Origin of the sequence: Bradyrhizobium sp. S3.3.6 (assembly GCF_040546905.1) — a bacterium.
In the GTDB taxonomy this organism is placed as follows: domain Bacteria; phylum Pseudomonadota; class Alphaproteobacteria; order Rhizobiales; family Xanthobacteraceae; genus Bradyrhizobium; species Bradyrhizobium cytisi.
This window is the reverse complement of record NZ_JBEPOT010000020.1, coordinates 1-24,173: the sequence shown is the minus strand read 5'-3', so window position 1 is coordinate 24,173 and position 24,173 is coordinate 1. Positions and strand designations below refer to the sequence as shown.

General features: G+C 64.0%; 22 protein-coding genes. 9 read left to right on the top strand and 13 right to left on the bottom strand.

Annotation, left to right across the window (positions count from 1 at the left end; genetic code table 11):
• The first annotated feature begins 139 nt into the window (after window positions 1–139).
• Window positions 140–814, top strand: a complete 675-nt coding sequence (locus ABID59_RS35755; RefSeq protein ID WP_148755872.1) for a Crp/Fnr family transcriptional regulator — start codon at window positions 140–142, stop codon at window positions 812–814.
• Between the two features lie 9 nt (window positions 815–823).
• Here ABID59_RS35755 and ABID59_RS35750 read toward each other — a convergent pair whose 3' ends face one another.
• The 6 genes from ABID59_RS35750 to ABID59_RS35725 all read right to left on the bottom strand — a co-directional run bounded on the left by ABID59_RS35750 (window position 824) and on the right by ABID59_RS35725 (window position 8,003).
• Entirely contained in the window at window positions 824–1,060 is a 237-nt protein-coding gene (locus ABID59_RS35750; RefSeq protein ID WP_354036298.1) for a DUF4926 domain-containing protein, read from the bottom strand.
• Between the two features lie 53 nt (window positions 1,061–1,113).
• Entirely contained in the window at window positions 1,114–1,398 is a 285-nt protein-coding gene (locus tag ABID59_RS35745) for a DUF6883 domain-containing protein (protein ID WP_354036260.1), read from the bottom strand.
• A 28-nt stretch (window positions 1,399–1,426) separates the two neighbouring features.
• Window positions 1,427–4,591: an efflux RND transporter permease subunit gene (locus ABID59_RS35740; RefSeq protein WP_148755870.1), complete on the bottom strand. Its 3,165-nt coding sequence runs from the start codon at window positions 4,589–4,591 to the stop codon at window positions 1,427–1,429.
• On the bottom strand, window positions 4,591–5,520 hold the full coding sequence (locus tag ABID59_RS35735) for an efflux RND transporter periplasmic adaptor subunit (RefSeq protein ID WP_354036258.1): 930 nt from the start codon (window positions 5,518–5,520) through the stop codon (window positions 4,591–4,593). Before ABID59_RS35735 ends, ABID59_RS35740 begins: the two co-directional genes overlap by 1 nt.
• Window positions 5,521–5,663: 143 nt before the next feature.
• Window positions 5,664–6,335 (bottom strand): OmpA family protein, encoded by a 672-nt coding sequence (locus ABID59_RS35730; protein ID WP_187435409.1) that lies wholly within the window; start codon window positions 6,333–6,335, stop codon window positions 5,664–5,666.
• Window positions 6,336–6,479: 144 nt separating this feature from the next.
• Window positions 6,480–8,003: a caspase family protein gene (locus ABID59_RS35725; protein WP_354086461.1), complete on the bottom strand. Its 1,524-nt coding sequence runs from the start codon at window positions 8,001–8,003 to the stop codon at window positions 6,480–6,482.
• A gap of 363 nt (window positions 8,004–8,366) precedes the next feature.
• On the opposite strand from ABID59_RS35725, the gene ABID59_RS35720 reads away from it, so the two are divergent.
• Window positions 8,367–9,173: an N-acyl homoserine lactonase family protein gene (locus tag ABID59_RS35720; protein WP_354086460.1), complete on the top strand. Its 807-nt coding sequence runs from the start codon at window positions 8,367–8,369 to the stop codon at window positions 9,171–9,173.
• On the opposite strand, the gene ABID59_RS35715 is transcribed toward ABID59_RS35720, so the two are convergent.
• Complete coding sequence (locus ABID59_RS35715; RefSeq protein WP_354086459.1) at window positions 9,174–9,728, bottom strand: MarR family winged helix-turn-helix transcriptional regulator; 555 nt, start codon at window positions 9,726–9,728, stop codon at window positions 9,174–9,176. It abuts the gene before it with no gap.
• A gap of 110 nt (window positions 9,729–9,838) precedes the next feature.
• On the opposite strand from ABID59_RS35715, the gene ABID59_RS35710 reads away from it, so the two are divergent.
• The 5 genes from ABID59_RS35710 to fahA all read left to right on the top strand — a co-directional run bounded on the left by ABID59_RS35710 (window position 9,839) and on the right by fahA (window position 15,411).
• Complete coding sequence (locus ABID59_RS35710; protein WP_354086458.1) at window positions 9,839–11,455, top strand: FAD-dependent oxidoreductase; 1,617 nt, start codon at window positions 9,839–9,841, stop codon at window positions 11,453–11,455.
• Between the two features lie 7 nt (window positions 11,456–11,462).
• Complete coding sequence (locus tag ABID59_RS35705) at window positions 11,463–11,687, top strand: DUF2783 domain-containing protein (protein WP_008137646.1); 225 nt, start codon at window positions 11,463–11,465, stop codon at window positions 11,685–11,687.
• Between the two features lie 22 nt (window positions 11,688–11,709).
• Complete coding sequence (locus tag ABID59_RS35700) at window positions 11,710–12,666, top strand: MBL fold metallo-hydrolase (protein ID WP_148755862.1); 957 nt, start codon at window positions 11,710–11,712, stop codon at window positions 12,664–12,666.
• Window positions 12,667–12,668: 2 nt separating this feature from the next.
• Entirely contained in the window at window positions 12,669–14,015 is a 1,347-nt protein-coding gene (hmgA, locus tag ABID59_RS35695) for a homogentisate 1,2-dioxygenase (RefSeq protein WP_187435408.1), read from the top strand.
• Window positions 14,016–14,139: 124 nt separating this feature from the next.
• Window positions 14,140–15,411 (top strand): fumarylacetoacetase, encoded by a 1,272-nt coding sequence (gene fahA, locus ABID59_RS35690; RefSeq protein ID WP_354086489.1) that lies wholly within the window; start codon window positions 14,140–14,142, stop codon window positions 15,409–15,411.
• 149 nt (window positions 15,412–15,560) lie between these two features.
• On the opposite strand, the gene ABID59_RS35685 is transcribed toward fahA, so the two are convergent.
• The gene (locus ABID59_RS35685; protein ID WP_027563549.1) at window positions 15,561–15,872 is read right to left on the bottom strand and encodes a DUF1272 domain-containing protein; all 312 of its coding nucleotides are present in this window, start codon (window positions 15,870–15,872) and stop codon (window positions 15,561–15,563) included.
• 74 nt (window positions 15,873–15,946) lie between these two features.
• Window positions 15,947–16,426 carry an Lrp/AsnC family transcriptional regulator gene (locus tag ABID59_RS35680; RefSeq protein WP_354086457.1) on the bottom strand — a complete coding sequence of 160 codons (480 nt, stop codon included), beginning with the start codon at window positions 16,424–16,426 and terminating at the stop codon, window positions 15,947–15,949.
• Window positions 16,427–16,547: 121 nt separating this feature from the next.
• On the opposite strand from ABID59_RS35680, the gene hppD reads away from it, so the two are divergent.
• Window positions 16,548–17,666 carry a 4-hydroxyphenylpyruvate dioxygenase gene (gene hppD / locus ABID59_RS35675; RefSeq protein ID WP_354086456.1) on the top strand — a complete coding sequence of 373 codons (1,119 nt, stop codon included), beginning with the start codon at window positions 16,548–16,550 and terminating at the stop codon, window positions 17,664–17,666.
• 130 nt (window positions 17,667–17,796) lie between these two features.
• Here the strand turns inward: hppD and ABID59_RS35670 are convergent, their stop codons facing one another.
• From ABID59_RS35670 to ABID59_RS35655, 4 genes are all read right to left on the bottom strand, one after another.
• Window positions 17,797–18,909 (bottom strand): CaiB/BaiF CoA transferase family protein, encoded by a 1,113-nt coding sequence (locus tag ABID59_RS35670; protein WP_354086455.1) that lies wholly within the window; start codon window positions 18,907–18,909, stop codon window positions 17,797–17,799.
• 196 nt (window positions 18,910–19,105) lie between these two features.
• Window positions 19,106–19,906: an FAD binding domain-containing protein gene (locus ABID59_RS35665; RefSeq protein ID WP_148755855.1), complete on the bottom strand. Its 801-nt coding sequence runs from the start codon at window positions 19,904–19,906 to the stop codon at window positions 19,106–19,108.
• Between the two features lie 15 nt (window positions 19,907–19,921).
• Window positions 19,922–22,264 carry a xanthine dehydrogenase family protein molybdopterin-binding subunit gene (locus ABID59_RS35660; protein ID WP_354086454.1) on the bottom strand — a complete coding sequence of 781 codons (2,343 nt, stop codon included), beginning with the start codon at window positions 22,262–22,264 and terminating at the stop codon, window positions 19,922–19,924.
• 84 nt (window positions 22,265–22,348) lie between these two features.
• Window positions 22,349–22,834, bottom strand: coding sequence for a (2Fe-2S)-binding protein (locus tag ABID59_RS35655; protein WP_354036244.1), 486 nt, complete (start codon window positions 22,832–22,834; stop codon window positions 22,349–22,351).
• 239 nt (window positions 22,835–23,073) lie between these two features.
• On the opposite strand from ABID59_RS35655, the gene ABID59_RS35650 reads away from it, so the two are divergent.
• On the top strand, window positions 23,074–24,173 hold a 1,100-nt coding region (locus tag ABID59_RS35650; RefSeq protein ID WP_354086453.1), incomplete at its 3' end, for a HAMP domain-containing protein.

Here is a 24,173-nt window from a genome sequence, read left to right as displayed (position 1 = left end):
CCGCTCCAAGCGGCTAAAAATAATCGGGAGGTGCTGCAAAGTTATGTGACTTATGACACACTTGCCCAACGCGGTTTTACGCGATTCTGACGCCGATGCTTCCAAGCGATTTGCCAAAGAAATTCACAAGGACGTTGAAATGAGCAAGCAGGCCGAATTTGCGGTCATTCTGAAAATGAATGCCATGTTCGCCGATCTCGGGACGGACGAACTCCAGCGGTTGTCCCATCTCTGCCACACTCAGCATCTGGCGAATGGCGAGGTGCTGTTCCAGAAGGGCGACCCCGGTGACGCGCTGTTCGGGGTGCGCCGCGGCCAGGTCCGCATCGAGACCGGCGCCTCCGACGGCAGCCGGCTGACGCTGAATTTCATGGGCCCGGGCGACCTGTTCGGCGAGGTCGCGGTGCTCGACGGCCAGAGCCGCACCGCGGACGCGGCCGCCGGCGAGGTGAGCGAATTGTTCGTGCTGCGGCGCGAAGACTTCCTCGCCTTCCTCGAGCGCGAGCCGAAGGTCGCGATCAAGATCATCGCGCTGTTGTGCCAGCGCATCCGCTGGCAGAGCGAGCGAATGGAGGAATCCATGTTGCAGCCGCTGCCGGTGCGGCTGGCGCGGCGGCTCTGCGCGCTCGCCGCGGATTTCGGTTCCGAGGTGCACATCTCGCAGGAGCAGCTCGGCGTCTTCGTCGGCGCCGCCCGCGAGAGCGTCAACCGCCAGCTTCAGGCTTGGCGCAAGGAAGCGATCCTGGACCTCCAGCGCGGCCGCATCCTGCTGCGGAACATGACCAAGCTGACGGCGATCGCGCGGAACGAGTAGGGAGCGCAGCTAGGCTGCTTCCGGCACATAATGTAAAGTTAGAAGCTCTGATCGCTGGCAAGGAGCGACCGCGTATGGTCGTCCATCATCGCCGCTGAATTCGACGAGCACCGTCTCGTTGTCGAGCTCTTCGACGATTGTGCCGACGTTTCCTCGCGCCAACCGGTTCTCCGGGAGGTTAGTCAGCAATGCAACGACGTCCAGCACCGTCGGCGTTCGATTTTTCCTACCGCTTACTGCGGTCATCATAGCACCCAACAGGTGACGAATGTCGGCCGGTCGTCACCGGCCCGTATGATCTAAGCCGTTCTTACCACAGCCTGCTTCCGATGTCGCCTGAGTAGCACGTCCATGCGCCAGTGACTGCCCCAACGATCTGTCGCAATCTGGGACGCATCGCCCGAAAGTGCAGCATCAAGCAGCGCATCGCGAAGCCAGGGTGCATCTTCCTGTTGGAGACCGAGCGCGTCGCTGAAAACCCTCGCTTTATGTCGGCCGCGCGGATGCAAGGGATTTAGGCAGTAACCGTCGATCTTCCGAATGTCGATAGTAGCGTTCTTGCCATTCGGAATGCGCAACGTCATGGCAACTTCATCTCGCTCCCGTTCAATCTCACTCCGCCGCAGGATGCACGACGCCCTTCGGTGCCGATGCCGCCTCTCCGGGCGCCGCGCCGGAGGGCGGGACCGCATGATGATCGACGGTCTCCGCGTCCTCGCTGTGCACGATCAGCCGCTTGCCGAAGCGCCAGATCAGGGCGCCGAGATCGTCCATCACCATGAACATCGCGGGCACGAACACCAGCGACAGGATGGTGGAGAAGATCAGGCCGCCGATCACCGCGAGCGCCATCGGTGAGCGGAACTCGCCGCCGGCGCCGACCGCGAGCGCGCTCGGCATCATGCCGGCGGCCATCGCGATCGTGGTCATCACGATCGGGCGGGCGCGCTTCATGCCGGCGTCGATCATCGCCTCGTCGCGCGGCTTGCCGTCGCGGATCGCCTCGATCGCGAACTCCACCAGCATGATCGCGTTCTTGGTGACGATGCCCATCAGCATCAGGATGCCGATCCACACCGGCGTGGTGAGCTGCTTGCCGGTGACGAGCAGTGCCGCAATCGCGCCGCCGATCGAGAGCGGTAGCGAGAACAGGATGGTGATCGGCTGCAGGAAGGTGCCGAACAGCAGCACCAGCACCGCATAGACCATCATCAGGCCGGCCGTGATCGCGGTGGCAAAGCCGTCGGACAGCTCGTTGAGGCTTTCGGCGTCGCCGGAGGGTGAGACCTTCACGCCCTTCGGGAGGCTCTTCATGACAGGCAGGTCGTAGATCTTCTTGGTGGCATCGCCGAGCGCCGCTGAGCCGACGAGGTCGGCGGCGACGGTGGCCTGTCGCTCGCGGTCGTAGCGGTTGATGCTGGTCGGACCCTGGTCGAGCTTGACGTCGGCGATGACCGAGAGCGGAACGCCACCCTTCTCGCCGTGCTCGCCGAGCGGCACGCGCAGCTGCTCCAATGTCTTGAGATTGCCGCGCGCGGCGTCCTCGAGCTGCACCCGGATCGGGACCAGGCGGTCGCCGACGTCGAACTTGGCAAGCGCCGGGCCGACGTCGCCAATGGTCGCGACACGGATGGTCTGCGACAGGCTTTCGGTCGAGACGCCGAGCCGTGCGGCGAGATCGGCGCGCGGCTCGATACGCAGTTCGGGACGCTCCAGCGAGGTCTCCGAGATCACGTTGGCGATGGTCGGAATCCGCTTCATTTGCGTCGCGAGCTCGCTGGCGACGTTGTTGACGATGTTGGCATCGACGCCGGTCACGACCAGCGAGATTGCGCGCAGGCCGTTCTCGTCCAGGAACCAGAAACGGATATCGGGAACGTTCTCCAGCTCCTGGCTGATCGAGAATTCAAGCTCGCGCTGGGTGATGTTGCGGTCGTTCTTGGGCGTGTAATTGATGATCAGCGCAGCGCGCCGGACTTCCTGGGTGCCCGGCGGGACGCGCCCGCCGTCGACGAAGATGCTCTTCACCTCGGCCCGCTTGCGCAGGCGTGCGACGATGTCCTCGGTGACCTTTTCGGTGTAGGCGAGCTGCGTGCCCGGCGGCAGTTCGAGGGCGAGCAGCGAGCGGGCGCTGTCCTGCGCCGGCAGGAAGCCCTGCGGCAGCAGCGTGATGCTCCAGATCGAGGCCGCGAAGATGCCGAAGCCGATCAGCACCGTGATGAAATAGTGCTTCACCGACCACGATACGAGGCCGTGATAGGTCCGCAGGATGCGGCCGGGCGGCGGCTCTTCATGATTGCCATGCTTGAGGAAGTAGGCCGCCAGCATGGGCGTCACGAAGCGCGCCGCGAGCAGCGAGAAGAACACCTGTACCGAGACCGTGATGCCGAACTGCTTGAAGAACTGTCCGGCGATGCCCGACATGAAGCTCGCGGGCGCGAAGATCGCGATGATGGTCAGCGAGATCGCGATCACGGCGAGGCCGATCTCGTCGGCGGCTTCCAGTGCTGCTCGATAGGGCGATTTGCCCATGTTCATGTGCCGTACGATGTTCTCGATCTCGACGATGGCATCGTCGACCAGAATACCTGTCGATAGCGTGATGGCGAGGAAGCTGACGAGGTTGAGGGAGAAGCCGAGGATGTCCATCGCCCAGAACGCTGGGAAGATCGACAGCGGCAGCGAGACCGCGGCAATGATGGTGGCGCGCAGGTCGCGCAGGAACAACAGCACGATGACCACGGCGAGGATGGCGCCCTCGAACAGGGTCGAGATCGCCGCCTCGTAGTTGCCGTTGGTGTATTCGACGGAGGTGTCGATCAACTTGAGGTCGACATCGGGATAGGCCGCCTTGAGCGCGTCAATGCGCTTCTGCACGGCTTCGGCGACCTTCACGTCGCTAGCACCCTTGGAACGCTTGATGCCGAGCGCGACCACCGGCTCGCCGTTGAAGCGGGCGAAGGTGCGGCGGTCGGCGATGGTGTCGGTGACGGTGCCGAGATCGTCCAGCCGGACCTCGCCGCCGCCGAACAGCGGGACCATGGTGCCGGCAAGGTCGCTGAGCGTCTTGGCGCCGGCCAGGGTCCGGATCGCCTGGTCGTTCTTGCCGATTTCGGCGCGGCCGCCGGCGACGTCGACATTGGTACCGCGCAGGCTCTGGCTGACATTGACGGCGGTCAGCCCCATCGCCTGCAGGCGATCGGGATCGAGCGAGACCAGGATCTCGCGCTCGACGCCGCCGATGCGCTCGACCTGGGCGACGCCGCGCACGCCTTGTAGCGCGCGCTTGACCACGTCGTCGACGAAATAGGAGAGCTGCTCGGGCGTCTTGCCGGGCGAGATCGCGGCATAGGTGACGATCGGCAGGCCGATCACGTCGACGCGCTGGATCAGCGGCTCGGTGACGTTCTGCGGCAGGTTCGAGCGCACGCGCGTCACCGCGTCCTTGACGTCATTGAGTGCGCGGTCGGTATTGGTCTCAAGCGCGAACTGGATGGTGGTGACCGACACGCCGTCGGTGATCGAGGAGGTGATGTGCCGCACGCCCTCGACGCCGGAGACGGCGTCTTCAACCGTCTTGGTGACCTGGGATTCGAGCTCCGCGGGCGCGGCGCCGAACTGCGCCACCGCGACCGAGATCACGGGAATGTCGGCAGAGGGCAGTCGCGTGATCGCGAGCTTGGTGAAGGACGTCCAGCCGAGGATCAGCAGGATGATCGAGAAGACCACCGACGGCAGCGGATTGCGGATCGACCATGCCGAGATATTGAGAGCCATCAGCGTACCCGCGTGCGATCGAGTTCATCGGCGAACATGGTCTTGATCTGGTCGCCGTCATGGAGCGAAGAGCCGGCATCGGCCACGACGATTTCGCCGACGTCGACCCCTTCAAGGATTTCGGTTTGGCTGTCGGATGTTAGCCCGACGCGCACCCGGCGTGTCTCGATGGTGTTGCCTTTGACCACCTGCACGGTGAGATGGTCGATCGCCGTCTTGGGAACCGCGACGCCGCAGCTTCGCTTGGCGTCGATCGAGGCACGGGCAAACACGCCGACCTTCAGCGACGGATTGTTGGTGACGCTGATGCGGACGCGGCCGAGCTGCGTGGCGCGGTCGATCTCGGGGGCAACCAGCCGGACCCGGCCGATCAGATCGGCGGCGTCGTCCCGGCTGATCCGCACCGTCGCACCGGGGCTGAGTTTTGGCATGTGCACGGCCGGAACCTGTGCATCCAGCTCGATCTCGTTGTTCACGGCGATGCGGAACATCGGTCCCGCCTGAGGCGAGGCCGGCGCGCCGACAATGGTCCGCACTTCCGTGATGAGACCTGGCGCGGGCGCCTTCAGCGAGATCGGACCCTGCGGGCCCGGCCTTTGCGGCTGGCCCGGGATCTGCGGCGGCGCTGTCAGGCGTGCCAGCTCCTGGTTGTCGGTGACGACAGCGCCTTCAGTGACGAAGAGGTCGGTGACCTTCGATCCTTCCTGGTCGGCCATGACCACGGCCTCGCGCCTCGGCACGAAGAAGCCGGTGACGCGTACCAGATCGGAGAAGCAGGCATTGGTCGACTTCGTCACGATGACGAGCGCCTCGCCCGGCGTCTCCTTCGCCTCGGGGCGATGCCGATGCTCGAACCAGTAATAGCCGACGCCGAGCGCAACGATAAACGCCACGGTTCCCGCAGGCTTGATATATTCGGAGATGTTCATCGCCGGATCATCCTGGCCTGGCTCGGGGTTGCTGGGAACGTTTCCCTTAAACGAAGCGGCGTCCCGCAGGGCTGCGGGACGCGCGCCGGGAGCAAGACGTTACACCACATCACGACTTGTCACTTCAACGGATTACGTCGTGGTCACTTCGATGCGGTAGTCTTGTTTTCCATGTTCACGACCTGCACGCGGCGGTTCACCTCGGCCATCGGCTGGCTCGGGTCCTTCAGCTTGCTCTTGCCGTAGCCGACGGTGACGAGGTCGGCTGCTGCGATGCTGTACTTCTCGACAAGGTAGCGCTTGATCGAATCCGCGCGGCGTTCCGACAGCTCCTGATTGTAGCCCTCGCCGCCGGCGGCGTCGGTGTGGCCGGCGACCACGAAGGTCGAGCCCTTCAGGTCGGGGCTGGTCAGCGCGCGGCCCAGCGCCTGCACCGAAGGCAGCGACTTGGTGCTGATGTCGGCCGAGTTGTAGTCGAAGGTGATTTCGAGATCGATATTCGGCTTGTCCTTGGCGGCGGAGGCGATTTCCTCACGCTCGGTCGATGACAGCGAGCGCGTGGCGCGGCCGCGGACGGACTGGATCAGCTTGGTTTCCGCCGGGTTCGGCGCCGGATCGGCCTGCGGGGCAATCGAGAGGCCGCGGGTCAGGGGCTTCTTCGGCGGCGGCGCCAGCGCGCGGACGATCTCGTCCTCGGTAACGTTCTTGCTGTTGCCGTCGTCGCCGGCGAAGGCGGGCGGGAGTGTCAGCGACAGCGCGGCGCCGATGGTAATGACGGAGAGGATTGCGGTCAGTCCCTTTGCAGCCAATCTCATTGCCAGTCCCTCCAGCGCGAGCCCGCGCGGTTCCAAAATTCCTGCAAATGGCCCCCACGGCAAGGCCGCCTGCGGCGTCCGTTCGGTTAGTCTTTGCCGGGCCGCCACGGGTTCGAGGCGCCGCTGGCCTCAAATCAAAAAATATCAACGCACTCCGTAACTTGCGAATTCCTGCACGATGTTCGGATCCATCGCCTTGGCATTGGCGAGGTCGAGCGCGCCTTCCTGGGCCGAGCCGTTGCGCTGCTTGGCGATCCCCCGTCCAAAGAGTGAGGAGGTCAGCCGCGGGTTGATCTTCAGTGCGGCGTCGAAATCGGCGATGGCATTCTTCACCGCTCCGGATTTGAGGTTCACCAGCCCCCGGCTGTCCAGCGCATCGACGAAATTCGGCCGTAGCCGCAGCGCCTCGTTGCAATCCTTCAGCGCGGCCTGGAGGTCGCCGACCACGGCACGGGTCCAGCAGCGGTTGTTCAGCGCCTCGACGTCCTTCGCATTGATCCGGAGCGTGTCGTCAAAATCCCTGATGGCGAGGCTGTAGGCCCCTTTGCTGGCATAGACCTGGCCGCGCCGGTACAGCGCATTCACGTCGTCCGGATTGGTGGCGATCTTGGCCGTCAGGCCCTTGATGGTGGGATCCTCAGCCAGCACGGCCGCGCTCGGCCCGCCATCCGCGTTCGGCGCCGGAGCTGGCTCGGCCGGTTTGACCGGCGCTTGCGGCGGAGGCAGCGCGGCCTCAACCTGCGGCTTCGGTGCCGGCGGCGGTGACGGAGATGCAGGCGGCGCCGGCGGATTGTTCGCAGCCACAGGTGGTGCTGGCGGGGCGGGCGGAGCCGGAGGCGGGTTGTTGGCGACCGCAGCCGGCGGCGGTGCGGGAGGCGCCGGTGGCGGGGTCGCCGCTGTCGGGCGCGATCCCGCGGCCCCCGGAATGAACGAGAAATCCTCGGCGAGCGAGGACGAGATCCACGGCACCTGCTCGCCGCGCGAGGCGCGGGTAACGCCCATCTTGGTACGGTTCAGCGTCTCCTCCGCCATCAGGTCGGGGACGCGGATTTCCTTGAGCAGTTCCTGAACAAAGAGACTGTGGTCGCCTCCGGCGTCCGACACCACGGACGCCAGCGCCGCCGAATACATCACCAGCGTGCCGTTCGGCGCGATGACCGGGGTCAGACCCGCCGAAAAGCTGCGGAACCGCCGTTCGAACGGGTTGCGCCTGCTGGCATCGATCAGCGCGATCTTGACGCCGGCGCCACGGGTGTTGAGCTCGCCCAGGATCGCTTCGATGCTGAAACCGTCGCGACGGACGTCGGACTCGGTCCAGATCTGTGCGTCGACCGGGATCATGTAGCTCTGGCGTGCCGACTGGATGCCGAACCCGCTGTAGAAGATCAGCGCCACCGAGCCCGGCTTGATCTTGCCATAGAGCTTGTCGAAGGCGCGGCGCATGCCATCGCCGGTCAGGTTTTCGCCGACCTCGACCGAAAAGCCGTCGCGCTTGAGCTCGTCGGCGACATCGCGGCTGTCGTTGATCGGCTCCTTCAGCGGAGTGTCCGCGTCCGGATATTTGGCATTGCCGATGACCAGCGCGTAGCGGTCGCCGGCCGCGTGCGACGGGGCGGTCGGGATGAGCGAGACAAGCAATGGCAGAAGAAAAAGCAGGCGAATTTTCATAATCAGCGCGGTCCAGCCAAAAAGGCGCCGTTACCAGCTTGCGCCGCGGCGACCTTAACTTACGCAATGTGCATTATCAAACCGGGGAGTCGGGGCGTCAACCGCTTGGAGATTCGGCACTATCGCGACAATTGACCGCGATGTACGGGCCGGCGGCGAAGGGAATAAGTCGGCGGTCACGGCTCTACTCGACGCATTCTCGTTCAGGGTTCCTGCTGTCACGTTAGGCCGGTACTCGCGACCAAAATGTGATTGGTCTCACATTGCGCCCTGCGTCCGCCGCAGACGTTTGACCTTTGCTGCGGGCAATGGCTTGGTGCGCGGCAGGTCCATTCAGAAAAAGCAAAAGCCAGGATCAAAGTCATGGGAAACGCCTACGAGATCTATGCTCTGCGTTATGCGACCATGTCGCCGCGCACCCCCAGCATGAATTTTCTGGCGCCCGACCCGCATGACAGCGCCGCGCAGGATCTCGACTACTTCGTTTGGCTGATCCGAGGGCAGGGCCGCGATATTCTGGTCGATACCGGCTTCAATGCCGAGGAGGCGACCTCGCGCGCGCGCAAGCTGACGCTCAATCCGGTCGATGCGCTGGAGCGTTTTGGCGTCTCCGCGTCGGGCATTCGCGACATTATCGTGACGCATCTGCATTACGATCACGCCGGCAATCTCGACCGCTTCCCGAACGCGCGCTTCCATCTCCAGGAGCGCGAGATGGCTTACGCCACCGGCCGCTGCATGTGCAACGGACTGCTGCGACATCCATTCTCGGTCGAGCACGTCACCCAGATGGTGCGCCATGTCTATCGCGAGCGCGTCCATTTCTATTCCGGCGACGGCGAGGTCGCGCCTGGTGTCACCGTGCACCGTGTCGGCGGCCATTCCGACGGCTTGCAGGTGGTCAAGGCCGAGACCGCGCGCGGTCCGGTGGTGCTGGCGTCCGACGCTGCGCATTACTACGCCAATCTGCAGCGCCGTAGCCCGTTCCCGATCGTCTACAATGTCGGCGACATGGCCGTGGGCTGGGAGACGATCGAACGTCTCGCCGGCCATCCCGACCGCTATATTCCCGGCCACGATCCGATCGTGACTGAGATCTATCCGCGAGCGAGCGACAAGGTCGACGCCTGGGCGCTGCATTTGCCGCCGACGCGGTCGTTTGCGAAGTGATTAATACGCCTGCTTGGCGTCGGCCTCTTCGCTGGTCTGGATCAGGTCGAGGCTATCCTCGATCTTGCCGAGCAGCGTGGAGAGCTGCTTGCGTTCCTGTGCGGAGAGGCAGGCGAGGATCTCGTCTTCCCGCAGCAGCAATTGCGGGAACAGCTCCTCGTAAAGCGCGCGGCCCTTCTTCGTCAGCTGCAGGCGGAATTCGCGGCGGTCGGCTTCGTTCTCGACCCGCTCGATCAGGTCGTCATGCAGCAGCGCCGTCACCGCGCGGCTGATGGTGGATTTGTGCGTGCGGGTGCATTGGGAGATGTACTGCGCGCTACAGGCATCGTTGCGGAAGCCGAGCGTGGCCATCACGCGCCAGGCCGGAATGTCGAGGCCGTGACGTTCCTGATATTCGACCGCGAGCGCGGAACTGACCTCCGCTGCCAGCCGGTTGAGGCGGAACGGCACGAATCTGAACAGATCGAGACGCGACTTGGGTCGCGCCTTGGGCCGCGATGAAGCCTCGTCGGTTTGCCGTGTCTTCAACGCGATGTCGCTGGATGTCCTCGCCAAGAAGAGCGCTCCGAATTCCAGTTGACGGCCGGCCGGCTCCGGTCCAAAATAGTTGCACGTGAGACTATCTAGCAGATCAGTCCTCTCCTGACCAGAGCCGAGGTTAGTGTATGGCAGGCGCCAATACGCATCAGGCCAAAACCCAGTTCGGCTATCGCCGCCACTCCGACCAGGACCGCCCCGGCCAAAATCCGGCCGAGCATCCGGTCGTGGTCGTCGGCGCAGGGCCCGTCGGGCTGTCGCTGGCGATCGATCTCGCCCAGCGCGGCCAGCGCGTCGTCCTTCTGGATGATGCCGACCGCATCGGCGAGGGCTCGCGCGCGATCTGCTTCTCGAAGCGCTCGCTGGAATATTGGGACCGGCTCGGCGTTGCCGACCGCATGGTCGACAAGGGCGTCGTGTGGAGCGTCGGCCGCATCTTTCACGGCGAGTCTCAGCTCTATCAGTTCAACCTGCTGCCCGAGGACGGCCACAAGCGGCCGGCCTTCATCAATCTCCAGCAATATTACGCCGAGGCCTATCTGGTCGATCGCATCGGCGATCTGCCAGGGATCGACCTGCGCTGGCGCAACAAGGTGACGGCGGTCGAGCAACGCAACGATTCCGTTGCGCTGACGATCGAGACGCCCGAAGGCGCCTATCGCCTGCATGGGCAATATGTCGTCGCCTGCGACGGTGCGCGGTCCTCGCTGCGGCAGATGGTCGGCGCCGAGTTCGCCGGACAGGTGTTCGAGGATCAGTTCCTGATCGCCGACGTCAAGATGACGGCGGAGTTTCCGACGGAGCGCTGGTTCTGGTTCGATCCGCCGTTTCATGCCGGACGTTCGGCGTTGCTGCACCGGCAGCCCGACGATGTCTGGCGCATCGATCTCCAGCTCAGCCGTGATGCCGATCCCGTCGTCGAGAAGAAGCCTGAGAACGTGCGGCCACGGCTCGCGCGGATGCTCGGCCACGACAAGTTCGAGTTCGAGTGGATCTCGCTCTACAAATTCCAGTGCCGACGCATGGATCGCTTCATCCACGGCCGCGTGATTTTTGCGGGCGATTCCGCACACCAGGTCTCGCCCTTCGGCGCGCGTGGGGCGAACTCGGGACTCGAGGACGCCGAAAACCTGTCCTGGAAGCTCGACCGCGTGCTGCGCGGCACCTCGCCCGCAAGCCTGCTCGAAAGCTACCATGTCGAGCGCAGCGGGGCTGCCGACGAGAATATCCGCGAATCCACCCGCTCGACCGATTTCATGGCGCCGAACTCGCATCAGGAAGCCCGGCTGCGCCAGGCGGTGCTGTCGCTCGCCAAGGAAACCGAGTTCGGCAAGCGCATGGTCAATGGCGGCCGGCTGTCGGTGCCATGCAGCTATGACTCGCCGCTGTCGTCACCCGATGCCGACGCGTGGGATGCTGGCCCGCGGCCCGGCTGTTCCATGCTCGACGCCCCTGTGGCGGGCCAAGCCTATCTGACCGATGCGTTCCGCCAGGATGGAACTGATTTCACTTTGCTGTCGTTCAGCAATGGCGCAGCGATTGATGCACCCGATGGCGTGAAGGATATTCTTATCGGCGGCGAGAGCGGACTTGCCGATCCCTCGGGCCTCGTCGCCAAGCGCTATGATGCCGAGCCGGGCTCCGCTTATCTGCTCAGGCCCGACGGCTACGTCGCAGCGCGCTTCCGCCATCCGACGCGTGAGGCGATCACGGCCGCGCTATCGCGAGCAGCAGGTCTGAATTGAGGTTGATATGCCGCTTTCCACCAGCTCCAATTTTGCGCGGCCCGACGATGCCTTTCGCGCCATCGTCGAGGCTCATCGCGGCCTCACCGACGAGCAGAGCGCGGATTTCGACGCGGCGCTGGTGCTGATCCTCGCCAACCATATCGGCGATATCGACGTGCTGCGGGAAGCGCTCGTGCTGGCGAAACGCCGCATGATCGACGGCCAGCAGCAACAACAGCAGCAACAGTAACCCAAGACTTGAGGATGAACTGATGGCGAAGAATTTCGCATCCACCGGCGATCTCTCCGAGAAGAAGATCACCTTCTCCGAGATCGGCGCCGATCTCTACGCGTTCACCGCCGAAGGCGATCCGAACACGGCGATCATCGTCGGCGACGACGGCTGCCTCGTGTTCGACGCGCAGTCGACGCCCGCAATGGCCAACAAGGTGATCGAGCGTGTGCGCACCGTCACCGACAAGCCGATCAAATATGTCGTGCTGTCGCATTATCACGCCGTGCGCGTGCTCGGCGCCTCCGCCTACAAGGCGCAGGGAATCGTCGCCTCGCAGGAGACTTATCGTCTGATCGAGGAACGTGGTCAGCAGGATTGGGATTCCGAGTATGGCCGTTTTCCCCGCCTGTTCCAGGATGCCCAAAGCATTCCCGGCCTGACCTGGCCGACGCTGACCTTCGAAGGCGAGATGTCGATCTATCTCGGCAAGCGCGAGGTGCGGCTGATGCAGCTCGGTGCCGGCCACACCTCCGGCGACATCGTCGCCTGGGTGCCGGATGCCGAGGTGATGTTCTCCGGCGATCTCATCGAATATCACTCGGCCTGCTATTGCGGTGATGCGCATCTGCGCGAATGGCCGCTGACGCTGAACGAGATCCGCAATTTCAATCCCAAGGCGATCGCGCCGGGCCGCGGCGATGCGCTCAAGGGCACAGCCACCGTGCGCGAGGCCATCGCCATGACACGCGACTTCGTCACCTCGCTCTATGGCGCGGCCGAAGTCTCGGTCGCCAAGGGGCGCACGCTGAAGGAATCGATGGCCGCGACGCGCGAAGTGATGGACCCGAAATTTCACAGTTTTGCCATCTACGAGCACTGCCTGCCATTCAATGTGTCGCGCGCCTATGACGAAGCATCGGGAATCGACGACCCCGTGATCTGGACCGACAAGCGAGACCAGGAAATGTGGGCGGCCCTGCAAGGAGGAGGATAGTCATGAACGTCAATACCTCACCCGATCAGATCATCCGCAGCTCGGCGCAGGTGACGCCGGGCTACATGTCCGGATTCGGCAACAGTTTTGAGACCGAAGCGCTGCCTGGCGCGCTGCCGATCGGGCGCAACTCGCCGCAGCGTTGCGCCTACGGCCTCTATGCCGAACAGCTCTCGGGCTCGCCCTTCACCGCGCCGCGCGGCACCAACGAGCGCTCCTGGCTCTATCGCATCCGCCCCTCGGTGAAGCACTCCGGCCGCTTCGAGAAGGCCGATGCCGGTCTGTGGCGCTCGGCGCCGTGCCACGAGAACGATTTGCCGATCGCGCAACTGCGCTGGGATCCGGCGCCGCTGCCGAAGGAGGACATGACCTTCCTCCAGGGCGTGCAGACCATGACGACCGCCGGTGACGTCAATACGCAGGCCGGCATGGCCGCGCATGTCTATCTCATCACCAAGTCGATGGTGGACCAGCATTTCTACAATGCCGACGGCGAGTTGATGTTCGTGCTCCAGCAGGGCAATCTTCGCGTCGTCACGGAATTCGGCCGCATCGACGCTGAGCCCGGCGAGATCGTCGTGATCCCGCGCGGCGTGAAATTCCGTGTCGAGATTCCAAATGGTCCGGCGCGCGGCTATCTCTGCGAAAACTATGGCGGCGCCTTCACGCTGCCGGAGCGCGGGCCGATCGGCGCCAACTGTCTTGCGAACGCGCGGGACTTCCTGACGCCGGTCGCGCACTATGAGGACATGGACAGGCCGACAGAGCTGTTCGTGAAATGGGGCGGCTCGCTGTTCAAGACGCAGCTCGCCCATTCGCCGATCGACGTCGTCGCCTGGCACGGCAATTACGCGCCCTACAAATACGATCTGCGCACCTTCTCGCCGGTCGGCGCGATTGGTTTCGACCACCCCGATCCCTCGATCTTCACGGTGCTGACGTCGCCCTCGGAGACCGCGGGCACCGCGAATATCGACTTCGTCATCTTCCCCGAGCGCTGGCTGGTCGCAGAAAACACCTTCCGTCCGCCCTGGTATCACATGAACATCATGAGCGAGTTCATGGGTCTGATCTACGGCGTCTACGACGCCAAGCCGCAGGGCTTCGTCCCAGGCGGCATCAGCCTGCACAATTGCATGCTACCGCACGGCCCCGATCGCGACGCCTTCGAGCACGCCAGCAATGGCGAGCTGGAGCCGGTCAAGCTCACGGGCACCATGGCCTTCATGTTCGAGACCCGCTACCCGCAGCGCGTGACAGCGCATGCCGCGAATGCGTCGACGCTGCAGGACGATTACGCGGATTGCTGGAAGGGCCTGGAGAAGCGGTTCGATCCGAACCGGCCGTGACCGTCCAACTATGTCGCCGTCATGCCCGGGCTTGTCCCGGGCATCCACGTCTTGATGCGCAGAGGAAAGATCGTGGATGGCCGGGACAAGCCCGGCCATGACGGTCTCAAGTCCGGAGATCCATGTGCCCCACCCCAACGATCCCAGCCTCCGTTCCTTCATCGAGGTCGACCCCGCCTCCGACTTCCCGATCCAGAACCTGCCCTATGGCGTGTTCTCGACCGCGCGTAATCCGACGCCGCGCGGTGGCGTTGCGATCGGCAACTATGTGCTCGATCTCTGGGAGCTCGAGCAGGACTCGCGGCTCGATGTCGGTCCGCTCGGCGTGTTCTCCGGCCCTTCGCTCAATCCCTTCATGGCGCTCGGGCCAAAAGTCTGGACCGGGACGCGGGCGCGCATCAGCGAGCTGCTGCGCCACGATCATCCGGAGCTGCGCGACAATGAGGAGCTGCGCAAGCAGGCGCTGGTGCCGATGCGCGAGGTGATACTGCATCTGCCGTTCGCGGTCTCCGGCTATACCGACTTCTATTCGTCGAAAGAGCACGCCACCAATGTCGGCGTGATGTTCCGCGGCAAGGATAATGCGCTGCAGCCGAACTGGCTGCACATGCCGATCGGCTATAACGGCCGCGCGTCCACCGTCGTGGTCTCGGGCACCAAGGTGAAGCGGCCGCGCGGGCAGTTGAAGCCGCCGAATGCGGAAGTGCCGAGTTTTGGCCCGTGCAAGCGGCTCGATTTCGAGCTGGAGATGGGCGTCGTGGTCGGCCAGCCCTCAGCCATGGGCGGTATGCTCACCGAGCAACAGGCCGAAGAGATGATCTTCGGCTTCGTGCTGCTCAACGACTGGAGCGCGCGCGACATCCAGCAATGGGAATATGTGCCGCTCGGCCCGTTCCTGGCGAAAGCGTTCGCGACCTCGATCAGCCCGTGGGTGGTGACGCGCGAAGCACTGGAGCCGTTCCGCCTGAAGGGGCCGACGCAGGAGCCGGAGCCGCTCGATTATCTCAAGCAGGCAAAGCCGCAGAATTACGATCTGGAGCTCGACGTCTCCTTGCATGGCGCCGGCGCCAATGCGCCTGCCGGCATCAGCCGGACCAACTTCAAGTATATGTACTGGTCCTCGGTGCAGCAGCTGATGCATCACGCCTCCTCTGGCTGCGCGATGAATGTCGGCGATCTCCTCGGCAGCGGCACCATTTCCGGCCCTGAGAAGAACCAGCGCGGCAGCTTGCTGGAGATCAGCTGGAACGGCACCGAGCCAGTGGAATTGCCCGGCGGCGTCAAACGCTCGTTCCTGGAAGACGGCGACAGCCTGGTGATGCGCGGTTGGTGCCAGGGCAACGGCTATCGTGTGGGTTTTGGTGAGGTCGAGGGGACGATTCTGCCGGCGGAGTGAATTCCGTTATCGCGACAAACTCCGTCATTGCGAGCGCAGCGAAGCAATCCAGAATCTCTCCGCAGCGGCAGTCTGGATTGCTTCGTCGCATCAGCGCAAAATTGCTTCGCAATTTTGTCGCGAGCTCCTCGCAATGACGTGGAGAGAGCTCACCGCTTCTCCGGCGCCACGTCCTTGACCCTTGCGCAATGCGCGGCGACGTCCTCCACGCTGTACTTCAAATGCACCCGCTTGTCGGACGGAGCCTGCTTGCTCGTGCATACGCCCGGGCGCCACTCCTGCGTCGGCCTGATCGGGCGCGGGGCAAAGCCGCCGCCGCAGTTCGGGCAGACGTTGGAGAGCTTTGTCTCCACGCAATCCGCACAGAACGTGCATTCATAGGAGCAGATCCGCGCATCCGTTGCATCAGGCGGCAGGTCGCGATCGCAATATTCGCAGTTCGGTCGAAGCTGGAGCGCCATGGGTCAATCTCCGAGAGCTGGCCGGGATCATCGCAGATCGCGCGCGCGGCGCGAATGGCGTAGTTCCCTCGATTTCAGCCAGCCTTCAAATCTTTCAGCGGCAGCTTGGAGCTTTCCTTCAGCCGGTCCAGCACGATCGAGGAGCGCACATGCGCCACGCTCTGGTGCGGCATCAGCACGTCGTTGACGAGGTTGGAGAGCCCCTTGAGATCGCGCAGCACGGCTTTCAGCACATAGTCGGCGTCGCCCGTGAGCGAATAGGCCTCCTGGATCTCGTCGATGCGGTTGACCAGCGCCCGGAAGCGTTTTGAATTGTCCGGCGAGTGGGTCGCAAGTCCCACCTGGATGAAGGCGATCACGCCGAAGCCTAGCGCCTCGCTGGAGAGGTCGGCGTGATAGCCGGCGATAATCTTCTCTTCCTCCAGCCGCATTCGCCGGCGCGAGCATTGCGAAGCCGAGAGGCCGGCTTGCTCGGCAAGCTCCTGGTTGGTGAGGCGGCCGTCATCCTGGAGTGCGTCCAGGATCTTGAGGTCGAAGGCATCCAGCGGAATCATGCGTCATTTGTCCATTTTGTGCACGGATCGTGCGTACGATAGCCAAAACGCGTTCAATTTGCACGCTCATTGCGCGTCCCGTGAAGGATAGTTCATCCCAGCAGCAGATTGGGAGAGCAGCATGGGTCCGTTTCCGCACGATGCACCGCCGGCCACGATCACCGCCGACAATCCGATGGGCACCGACGGCTTCGAGTTCGTCGAATATGCGCATCCCAATCCGCAAGAACTGCATGACCTGTTCAAGCTGATGGGCTATGCGCCCGTCGCGCGGCACAAGACCAAGACAATCACGATCTATCGCCAGGGCGACATCAACTATCTCGTCAACGAGGAGCCCGGCACCCACGGTTACGAGTTCGTCGCCGCACACGGCCCCTGCGCGCCGTCGATGGCGTTCCGCGTGGTCGATGCGAAGGTCGCGTATGACCGGGCGATTGCGCTCGGTGCGGAGCCAGCCGATGTGCCGTCCGCGCAGAAGACGCTCAACGTGCCCGCGATCAAGGGCATCGGCGGCAGCCTGCTCTATTTCGTCGACCGCTACGGTGCCAACGGCTCGGCCTATGATGCCGAGTTCGAGTGGCTGGGCGCACGCGATCCGCGGCCGGTCGGTGCGAGCCTGTTCTATCTCGATCACCTCACCCACAACGTCCATCGCGGCCGTATGGATGTCTGGACCGGCTTCTATGAAAAGTTGTTCAACTTCCGTCAGATCCGCTTCTTCGACATCGAGGGCCGCGCCTCGGGCCTGTTCTCGCGCGCGCTGACCAGCCCGGACGGCAAGATCCGGATTCCGATCAACGAGGACGCCGGCGACTCCGGCCAGATCGAGGAGTATCTGAAAATCTATCGCGGCGAAGGCATCCAGCACATCGCTTGCGGCTGCCGCGACATCTACCGCACCATCGAAGGCCTGCGCGAAGCAGGCCTGCCGTTCATGCCGGCGCCGCCCGAGACCTATTTCGAGCGCATCGATGCGCGCCTGCCCAAGCATGGCGAGGACGTCGCACGCTTGCAGAAGAACGGCATTCTCATCGACGGCGAGGGCGTGGTCAACGGTGGCCAGACCAAGGTGCTGCTGCAGATCTTCTCGGCCAATGCGATCGGCCCGATCTTCTTCGAGTTCATCGAGCGCAAGGGCGACGACGGCTTTGGCGAGGGCAATTTCAAGGCCCTGTTCGAGTCGATCGAGGAGGATCAGATCCGGCGCGGGGTGCTGAAGGTGGAGGATGCGGCGTAAGCCGTCAGCCGCGCTGCTGTAGGGTGGGCAAAGCGTGAGCGTGCCCACCACCTCTACCGGATTCGTGGAGAGATGGTGGGCACGGCGCAAGAGCGCCTTTGCCCACCCTACAGGATCGTGCGACGGGGGGTTACTTCGCCGCTTTCCACGCCTGCATCACCACCGCGATCTCCGCACCCTCCGGCTCGCGCACCACGGACGGCGTGCGCGAGAAGCGCGGCGCCGGTGCGGGCTGCTTCACGCCGTGGCGTTCGACGAACACGTTTCGCGCGACCATGTGCGGATGCTGCGTCGCCTCCGACATGGTTAGCACCGGCGCGAAGCAGATGTCGGTGCCTTCCATGAGCCTGCACCAGTCCTCGCGCGTCTTGCTCTTGAACACGGCCTTCAGCTTCTCCTTCAGCGCGGGCCAGGCCTTGGGATCCATCTGCGCGTCGAAATCGGCATCTAGCAGGCCTGCGTGCTCGCGCAGCAGCGCGTAGAACTGCGGCTCGATCGAGCCGATCGAAACGAAATGGCCGCAGGCGCATTCATAGACGCCGTAAAAGTGGGCGCCGCCGTCGAGGAAGTTCCGGTTGCGACCTTCGGTCCAGCGGCCGAGCGTTTTCATGTCGAAGAAGAACGACATCAGCGATGCCGCGCCGTCGCACATCGCGGCGTCGACCACCTGGCCCTTGCCGGACCTCGAGGCTTCCAGCAGTGCGGCGAGCACGCCGACGACCAGATAGAGCGCCCCGCCGCCGAAATCGCCGACCAGGTTGAGCGGCGGCACCGGCGCTTCCTCAGGTCCGATCGCGGCGAGCGCACCGGTAATCGAGATGTAGTTGATGTCGTGGCCGGCGGCATTCGCAAGCGGGCCTTCCTGACCCCAACCGGTCATGCGGCCATAGACGAGTTTGGGATTGCGCGCGAGCACGATATCGGGGCCGAGCCCCAGCCGTTCCATCACGCCGGGACGAAAACCTTCGACCAGCGCGTCGGCGCTGGCGAGCAGGTCGAGCACCTGTGCGATCGACTCCTTGTCCTTGAGGTCGAGCTCGATCACCTTGCGACCGCGGCCCGCCACCGACTTCAGGCTCTTCTTGGCGCCGACGCGGTCGAGCGTGACGACATCGGCGCCCATGTCGGCCAGCATCATGCAGGCGAACGGGCCGGGTCCGATGCCGGCGAATTCGACGACGCGGAAGCCCGCGAGCGGGCCTGAGGTGCGGACGGATGTGTTCTGGGCTGGTTTGTCGAGCACGTTGTTGTTTCCTCGGGTCGCGGGCGGATGCCGGTGGGTCGGCAGCCGCGCCGGACGTTCCTCTCTGGGGCGAGTTAATTGGCTGATTAACTTTTCTCGCCTTCACGCCAGCGAGGCAAGCGCTTTTCACGCATGGGCGCATCATAAAAGCGGCGCGCATTGCTGCGCGCCGCAGAAGATTTGTGTTGAGGCGCTATCAGCCAGCGGCAGTTACGGCGCGCTGCGCCATCACTTTGATGAGGTTGGCGCGGTACTCTGCACTGCCGTGAATGTCGGCCAGCAGATTGCTCGCCGAAATGTTCACGCCATCGATTGCTGTCGGCGACCAGTTCGCCTTCAGCGCTGCCTCGATTGCAGGCACCCGCATCACGCCGCTCTGCGAAGCGCCGGTCGCGGCGGCGCGGATCTCGCCCGACTTCATTTGCGCGACGAAGACTGCGGTCAGCGCAAAGCGCGAGGCTGGATGCGGGAATTTCGCATAACCGGCTTTCGCAGGAACCGGGAACGAGACGGCGGTGATAATCTCGCCGTCTTCAAGGGCTGTCGTGAACAGGCCCTTGAAATAGTCGTCCGCCGCAATCGAGCGCTTGTTGGTCTTGATCGTTGCGCCGAGTGCCAGCGTCGCGGCCGGATAATCCGCGGCCGGATCGTTGTTGGCGAGCGAGCCACCGATCGTGCCGCGGTAGCGCACGGCGGGGTCGCCGATCAGCGAGGCGAGATAGGCGAGCGCGGGTATCGCTTTCTTCACAGCATCGCTGGTCGCGACCTCGTAATGCGGCGTGGCGGCCTTGACGCTCAGCGTGTCGCCGGAGGCCTCGATGCCGATCAGCTCCTTGATCCTGCCGAGATCGATCACGTCGGAGGGGCTGGCGAGCCGCTGCTTCATCACCGGCAGCAGCGTCTGGCCGCCTGCGAGAAATTTCGCCTCACTGCCCTTGGCGAAGAGAGCGGCGGCCTCGTCGACCGAGGAGGCGCGATGATAAGTGGTCTGATACATCTTTGATGCTCCCTCTTAAGCCGCGTGGATCGTGCGCCACACCCGGTCCGGGGTTGCGGGCATTTCCAGGTTGTTCTTGCCGATCGCATCCGTGATCGCATTGATCACGGCCGCAGAGGCGCCGATCGCGCCGGCTTCACCGCAACCCTTGATGCCCAGGGGATTGCCCGGGCACAGCGTCGTGGTGTGGGAGAGATTGAACGAGGGCAGATCGTCGGCGCGCGGCATGGAATAATCCATGAACGAGGCCGTGACCGGCTGGCCGTTGGCATCGTAGATGGCGTGCTCGAGCAGCGCTTGTCCGATGCCCTGGGCAAGGCCGCCATGGACCTGGCCCTCGACGATCATCGGGTTGATCAGCCGGCCGAAATCGTCGGCCGCGACGAAGTTGACGAAGGAGGTCTTGCCCGTGCCGGGATCGACCTCGAGCTCGCAGATGTAAGCGCCGGCCGGGAAGGTGAAGTTGGTCGGGTCGTAGAAGGCGCTTTCCTTCAGGCCCGGCTCCATCCCGTCAGGCAGATTGTGTGCGGTGTAGGCCGCGAGCGCAACCATCGGCAGCGCAATCGCCTTGTCGGTACCGGTCACCTTGAACTCGCCGTTCTCGATGACGATGTCGGCTTCCGACGCTTCGAGCGCATGCGCTGCGATCTTCTTGGCCTTGGATTCCATCTTCTCCATCGCCTTCAGGATCGCAGTGAGACCGACAGCCGCCGACCGCGAGCCGTAGGTGCCCATGCCGAACTGCACCTTGTCGGTGTCGCCATGGACGATCGAGACCTGGCTGATGGGAACACCCAAGCGCTCTGCGACGGGCTGGCAGAACGTGGTTTCGTGCCCCTGTCCGTGGCTATGCGAGCCCGTGAGGATCTCGATGGTGCCGACCGGGTTGACGCGCACTTCGGCCGATTCCCAGAGACCGACGCCGGCGCCCAGGCTGCCGACAGCCTTCGACGGTGCAATGCCGCAGGCCTCGATGTAGCAGGAGACGCCGATGCCGCGCAGCTTGCCTTGCGACTTGGCTTGCGCCTTGCGGGCGGCGAAGCCGGCATAGTCGATCGCCTTCATCGCGGCGTCGAGCGAGGCATTAAAGTCGCCGGTGTCATAGGCCATGATCACAGGCGTCTGGTGCGGGAACTGGGTGATGAAGTTGGTGCGGCGCAACTGGGCCGGATCGACCTTGAGCTGCCGCGCCGCCGTCTCCATGAGACGTTCGATCAGGTAGCTCGCCTCGGGGCGGCCTGCGCCGCGATAGGCATCGACCGGCGTGGTGTTGGTGTAGACCCCGACCACCTCGGCATGGATCGCCGGGATGTTGTACTGGCCCGACAGCAGCGTCGCGTAGAGATAGGTCGGCACCGACGACGAGAACAGCGACATATACGCGCCGAAATTGGCGTAGGTCTTCACCTTCAAGCCGATGATCTTGTTGTTGGCGTCGAGCGCCATCTCGGCATGGGTGACATGGTCGCGGCCATGCGCGTCGGTGAGGAAGGCTTCGGTGCGGTCGCCGGTCCATTTCACGGGACGGCCGACCTTCTTCGAGGCCCACAACGCCACCATCTCTTCCGGGTAGATGAAGATTTTCGAGCCGAAGCCGCCGCCGACGTCGGGGGCGATCACGCGCAGCTTGTGCTCGGGGGCAATGTTGTAGAACGCCGACAGCACGAGGCGAGCGACGTGCGGGTTCTGCGAGGTCGTATAGAGAGTGAAGTGCTCTTCCGCCGCATCGTAATCGGCGATCGCCGCGCGCGGCTCCATCGCGTTCGGGGCGAGGCGGTTGTTGGTGACGTCGAGCTTGACGACGTTGGCGGCCTTGGCGAAGGCGGCATCCGTCGCGCCCTCGTCGCCGATCACCCAGTCATAGACCTGGTTGCCGGGAGCCTCAGGGTGAAGCTGCGGTGCGCCGGACTTGATCGCGGCCTGGATGTCGGCGACGGCCGGCAGCTCTTCATAATCCACGACCACGGCCTCGGCCGCGTCGCGCGCCAGATTCTTCGTGTCGGCGATGACGACCGCCACGGCCTGTCCGACGAAGCGCACCGTCTCCGGCGCCATCGCCGGCCATGCCCCCATCTTCATCGGGCTGCCGTCCTTGGAGGTGATGGCCCAGCCGCAGATGAGGTTGCCGACCTTGTCGTCGACCAGCTCCTGTCCGGTGAGGACCGCGACCACGCCCGGCATCTTCAGCGCGGCGGAAGAGTCGATGTTCTTCACCTTGGCGTGTGCGTGCGGGCTGCGGATGAAATGGGCATGGGTCATGCCCAGCAATTTGATGTCGTCGACGTACCGGCCCTTGCCGGTAATGAAACGCTTGTCTTCCTTGCGCACGACGCGCGCGCCGATGCCTTCAACACCCATGTCTGGTCCTCCCGACCGGAATTATCTTGACTGCGCTTTCCCTCGAAAGCCGCAGCGGTGGTTCTTTTTTCGAGGCGGGCCGCTCTACTCGGCCGCCTGCGAGACCTTCATGCGCCCGGCTGCATCCAGCACGGCTTTGACGATGTTGTGGTAACCGGTGCAGCGGCAGATATTGCCTTCGAGCTCGTGCCGGACGGTGGGCTCGTCGAGCTGGCCACCATGGCGGTGCACGATGTCGATCGCCGACATGATCATGCCCGGGGTGCAATAGCCGCACTGCAGGCCGTGGTTGTCGCGGAAGGCGGCCTGCATCGGGTGCAGCTCGTCGCCCTTGGCGATGCCTTCGATGGTGGTGACATTGGCGCCGTCGGCCTGGCCCGCCAGCATGGTGCAGGACTTCACCGCCTTGCCGTCCATGTGCACGACGCAGGCGCCGCACTGGCTGGTGTCGCAGCCGACATGGGTTCCGGTGAGGTTGAGATGGTCGCGCAGGAGCTGGACCAGCAGCGTGCGGTCCTCGACGTCGACAGCAACGGCCTTGCCGTTCACCGTCAGTTTGACTGTAGACACGGAACATACCTCCCGGGATTGATTTTGATTGTTTCTAATTAGAGACCGCGGCCCCCAGGCTTGGCAACTAGGATTTTGATCGCCCCGGTCCGTCCGGTCGGCCTTTGGCCGATAGGCCTTTGATTGCGCCAACGTGACGAATTTACCGGCCTTTATCGATTCTGCCCTAGTTTTGCGCATCCGGGTCTTGGGGGCGGGGCGCCTCCGGACGATGGCTGAATAGAAAATGGGGGTTGGGAATGTCCGGGCGTACCGCGTCGCCATCCAAGCGCAGCATATTTCCGACCCTCCGGTTCCGCGCCAAGATCATCCTCGGCTTTGCCGCGGTGCTGGTGATCTCCGCCGGCAGCATGGCCTTTGCCTATTTCGGCTTCGAACGGGTCTCGTCCGGCGTCGGGTCCTATCGCAGCAGCGTCTCGGAGGCCGATCTCGCCCGCAATATCGACCGCGAGCTGCTCGGCTACCGTTCGGCCGTCAAATATTTCGTCGTCACCGGCAAGGAGGATGATGCCAAGGCGGCGCTCGACGCCGAGGCCAGCCTGAGGAGTGCCATCGACCAGGCCGTCAAGAGCGCCAAGACGCCGGCGCGGCAGGACAGTCTCGACAAGCTCGCCAAGGAGTTCTCGAATTTCTCCGCCACCTTCGCCAAGGTCCTCCAGGCCAAGCGCGACAGCACGCTGCTGGTGCAGAACCAGCTCTCGCGCCAAGCCAATCTGCTGAAGTACAAGCTCGACGATATCGGCAACAATGCCTCCGATTCCGAGGCGCAGGCGATCGAGTTCGGCACCAAGCAGGTCAACGCCCAGTTTCAGACCGCAAGCGCGGCGGCGACCAATTTCGTGCTGACGTCCGACCAGGCGATCGCGACCAGTGCGCTGGCCCGCTTGAAATTCGTCGAGAACTCGCTCGGCGCGGTCTATTCCATGGACGACAAGATCGTCGCCGGCCTGAAGGACGCCAAGACCATTCTTGTCGCCTATCGCGAAGCGCTTGAGAAGCTGATCGCCAACGCCAGGATGGTCGACGAGCTCGTCACCGAGATGAGCGGCTCGGCGGGCGCGATCCTTCGGGGCGCCTCTGCCATGAAGGCGGATCTGGTCGCCGAACAGCAGCGGCTGGATTCGGAATCGGAAGCGACCATCGGGAAGACCGAGCAACTGGTGCTGATGCTGGCCATCGGCGGCACGCTGCTCGGCGCGGTCCTCGCCTTCCTGCTCGGCACCGGCATCTCGCGGCCGATGATCGCGATGTGCAAGGCGATGCGCGAGCTTGCTTCTGGCAATTTCGACGTCGTGCTGCCGGGCCTCGGCCGCAAGGACGAGATCGGCGAGATGGCCGG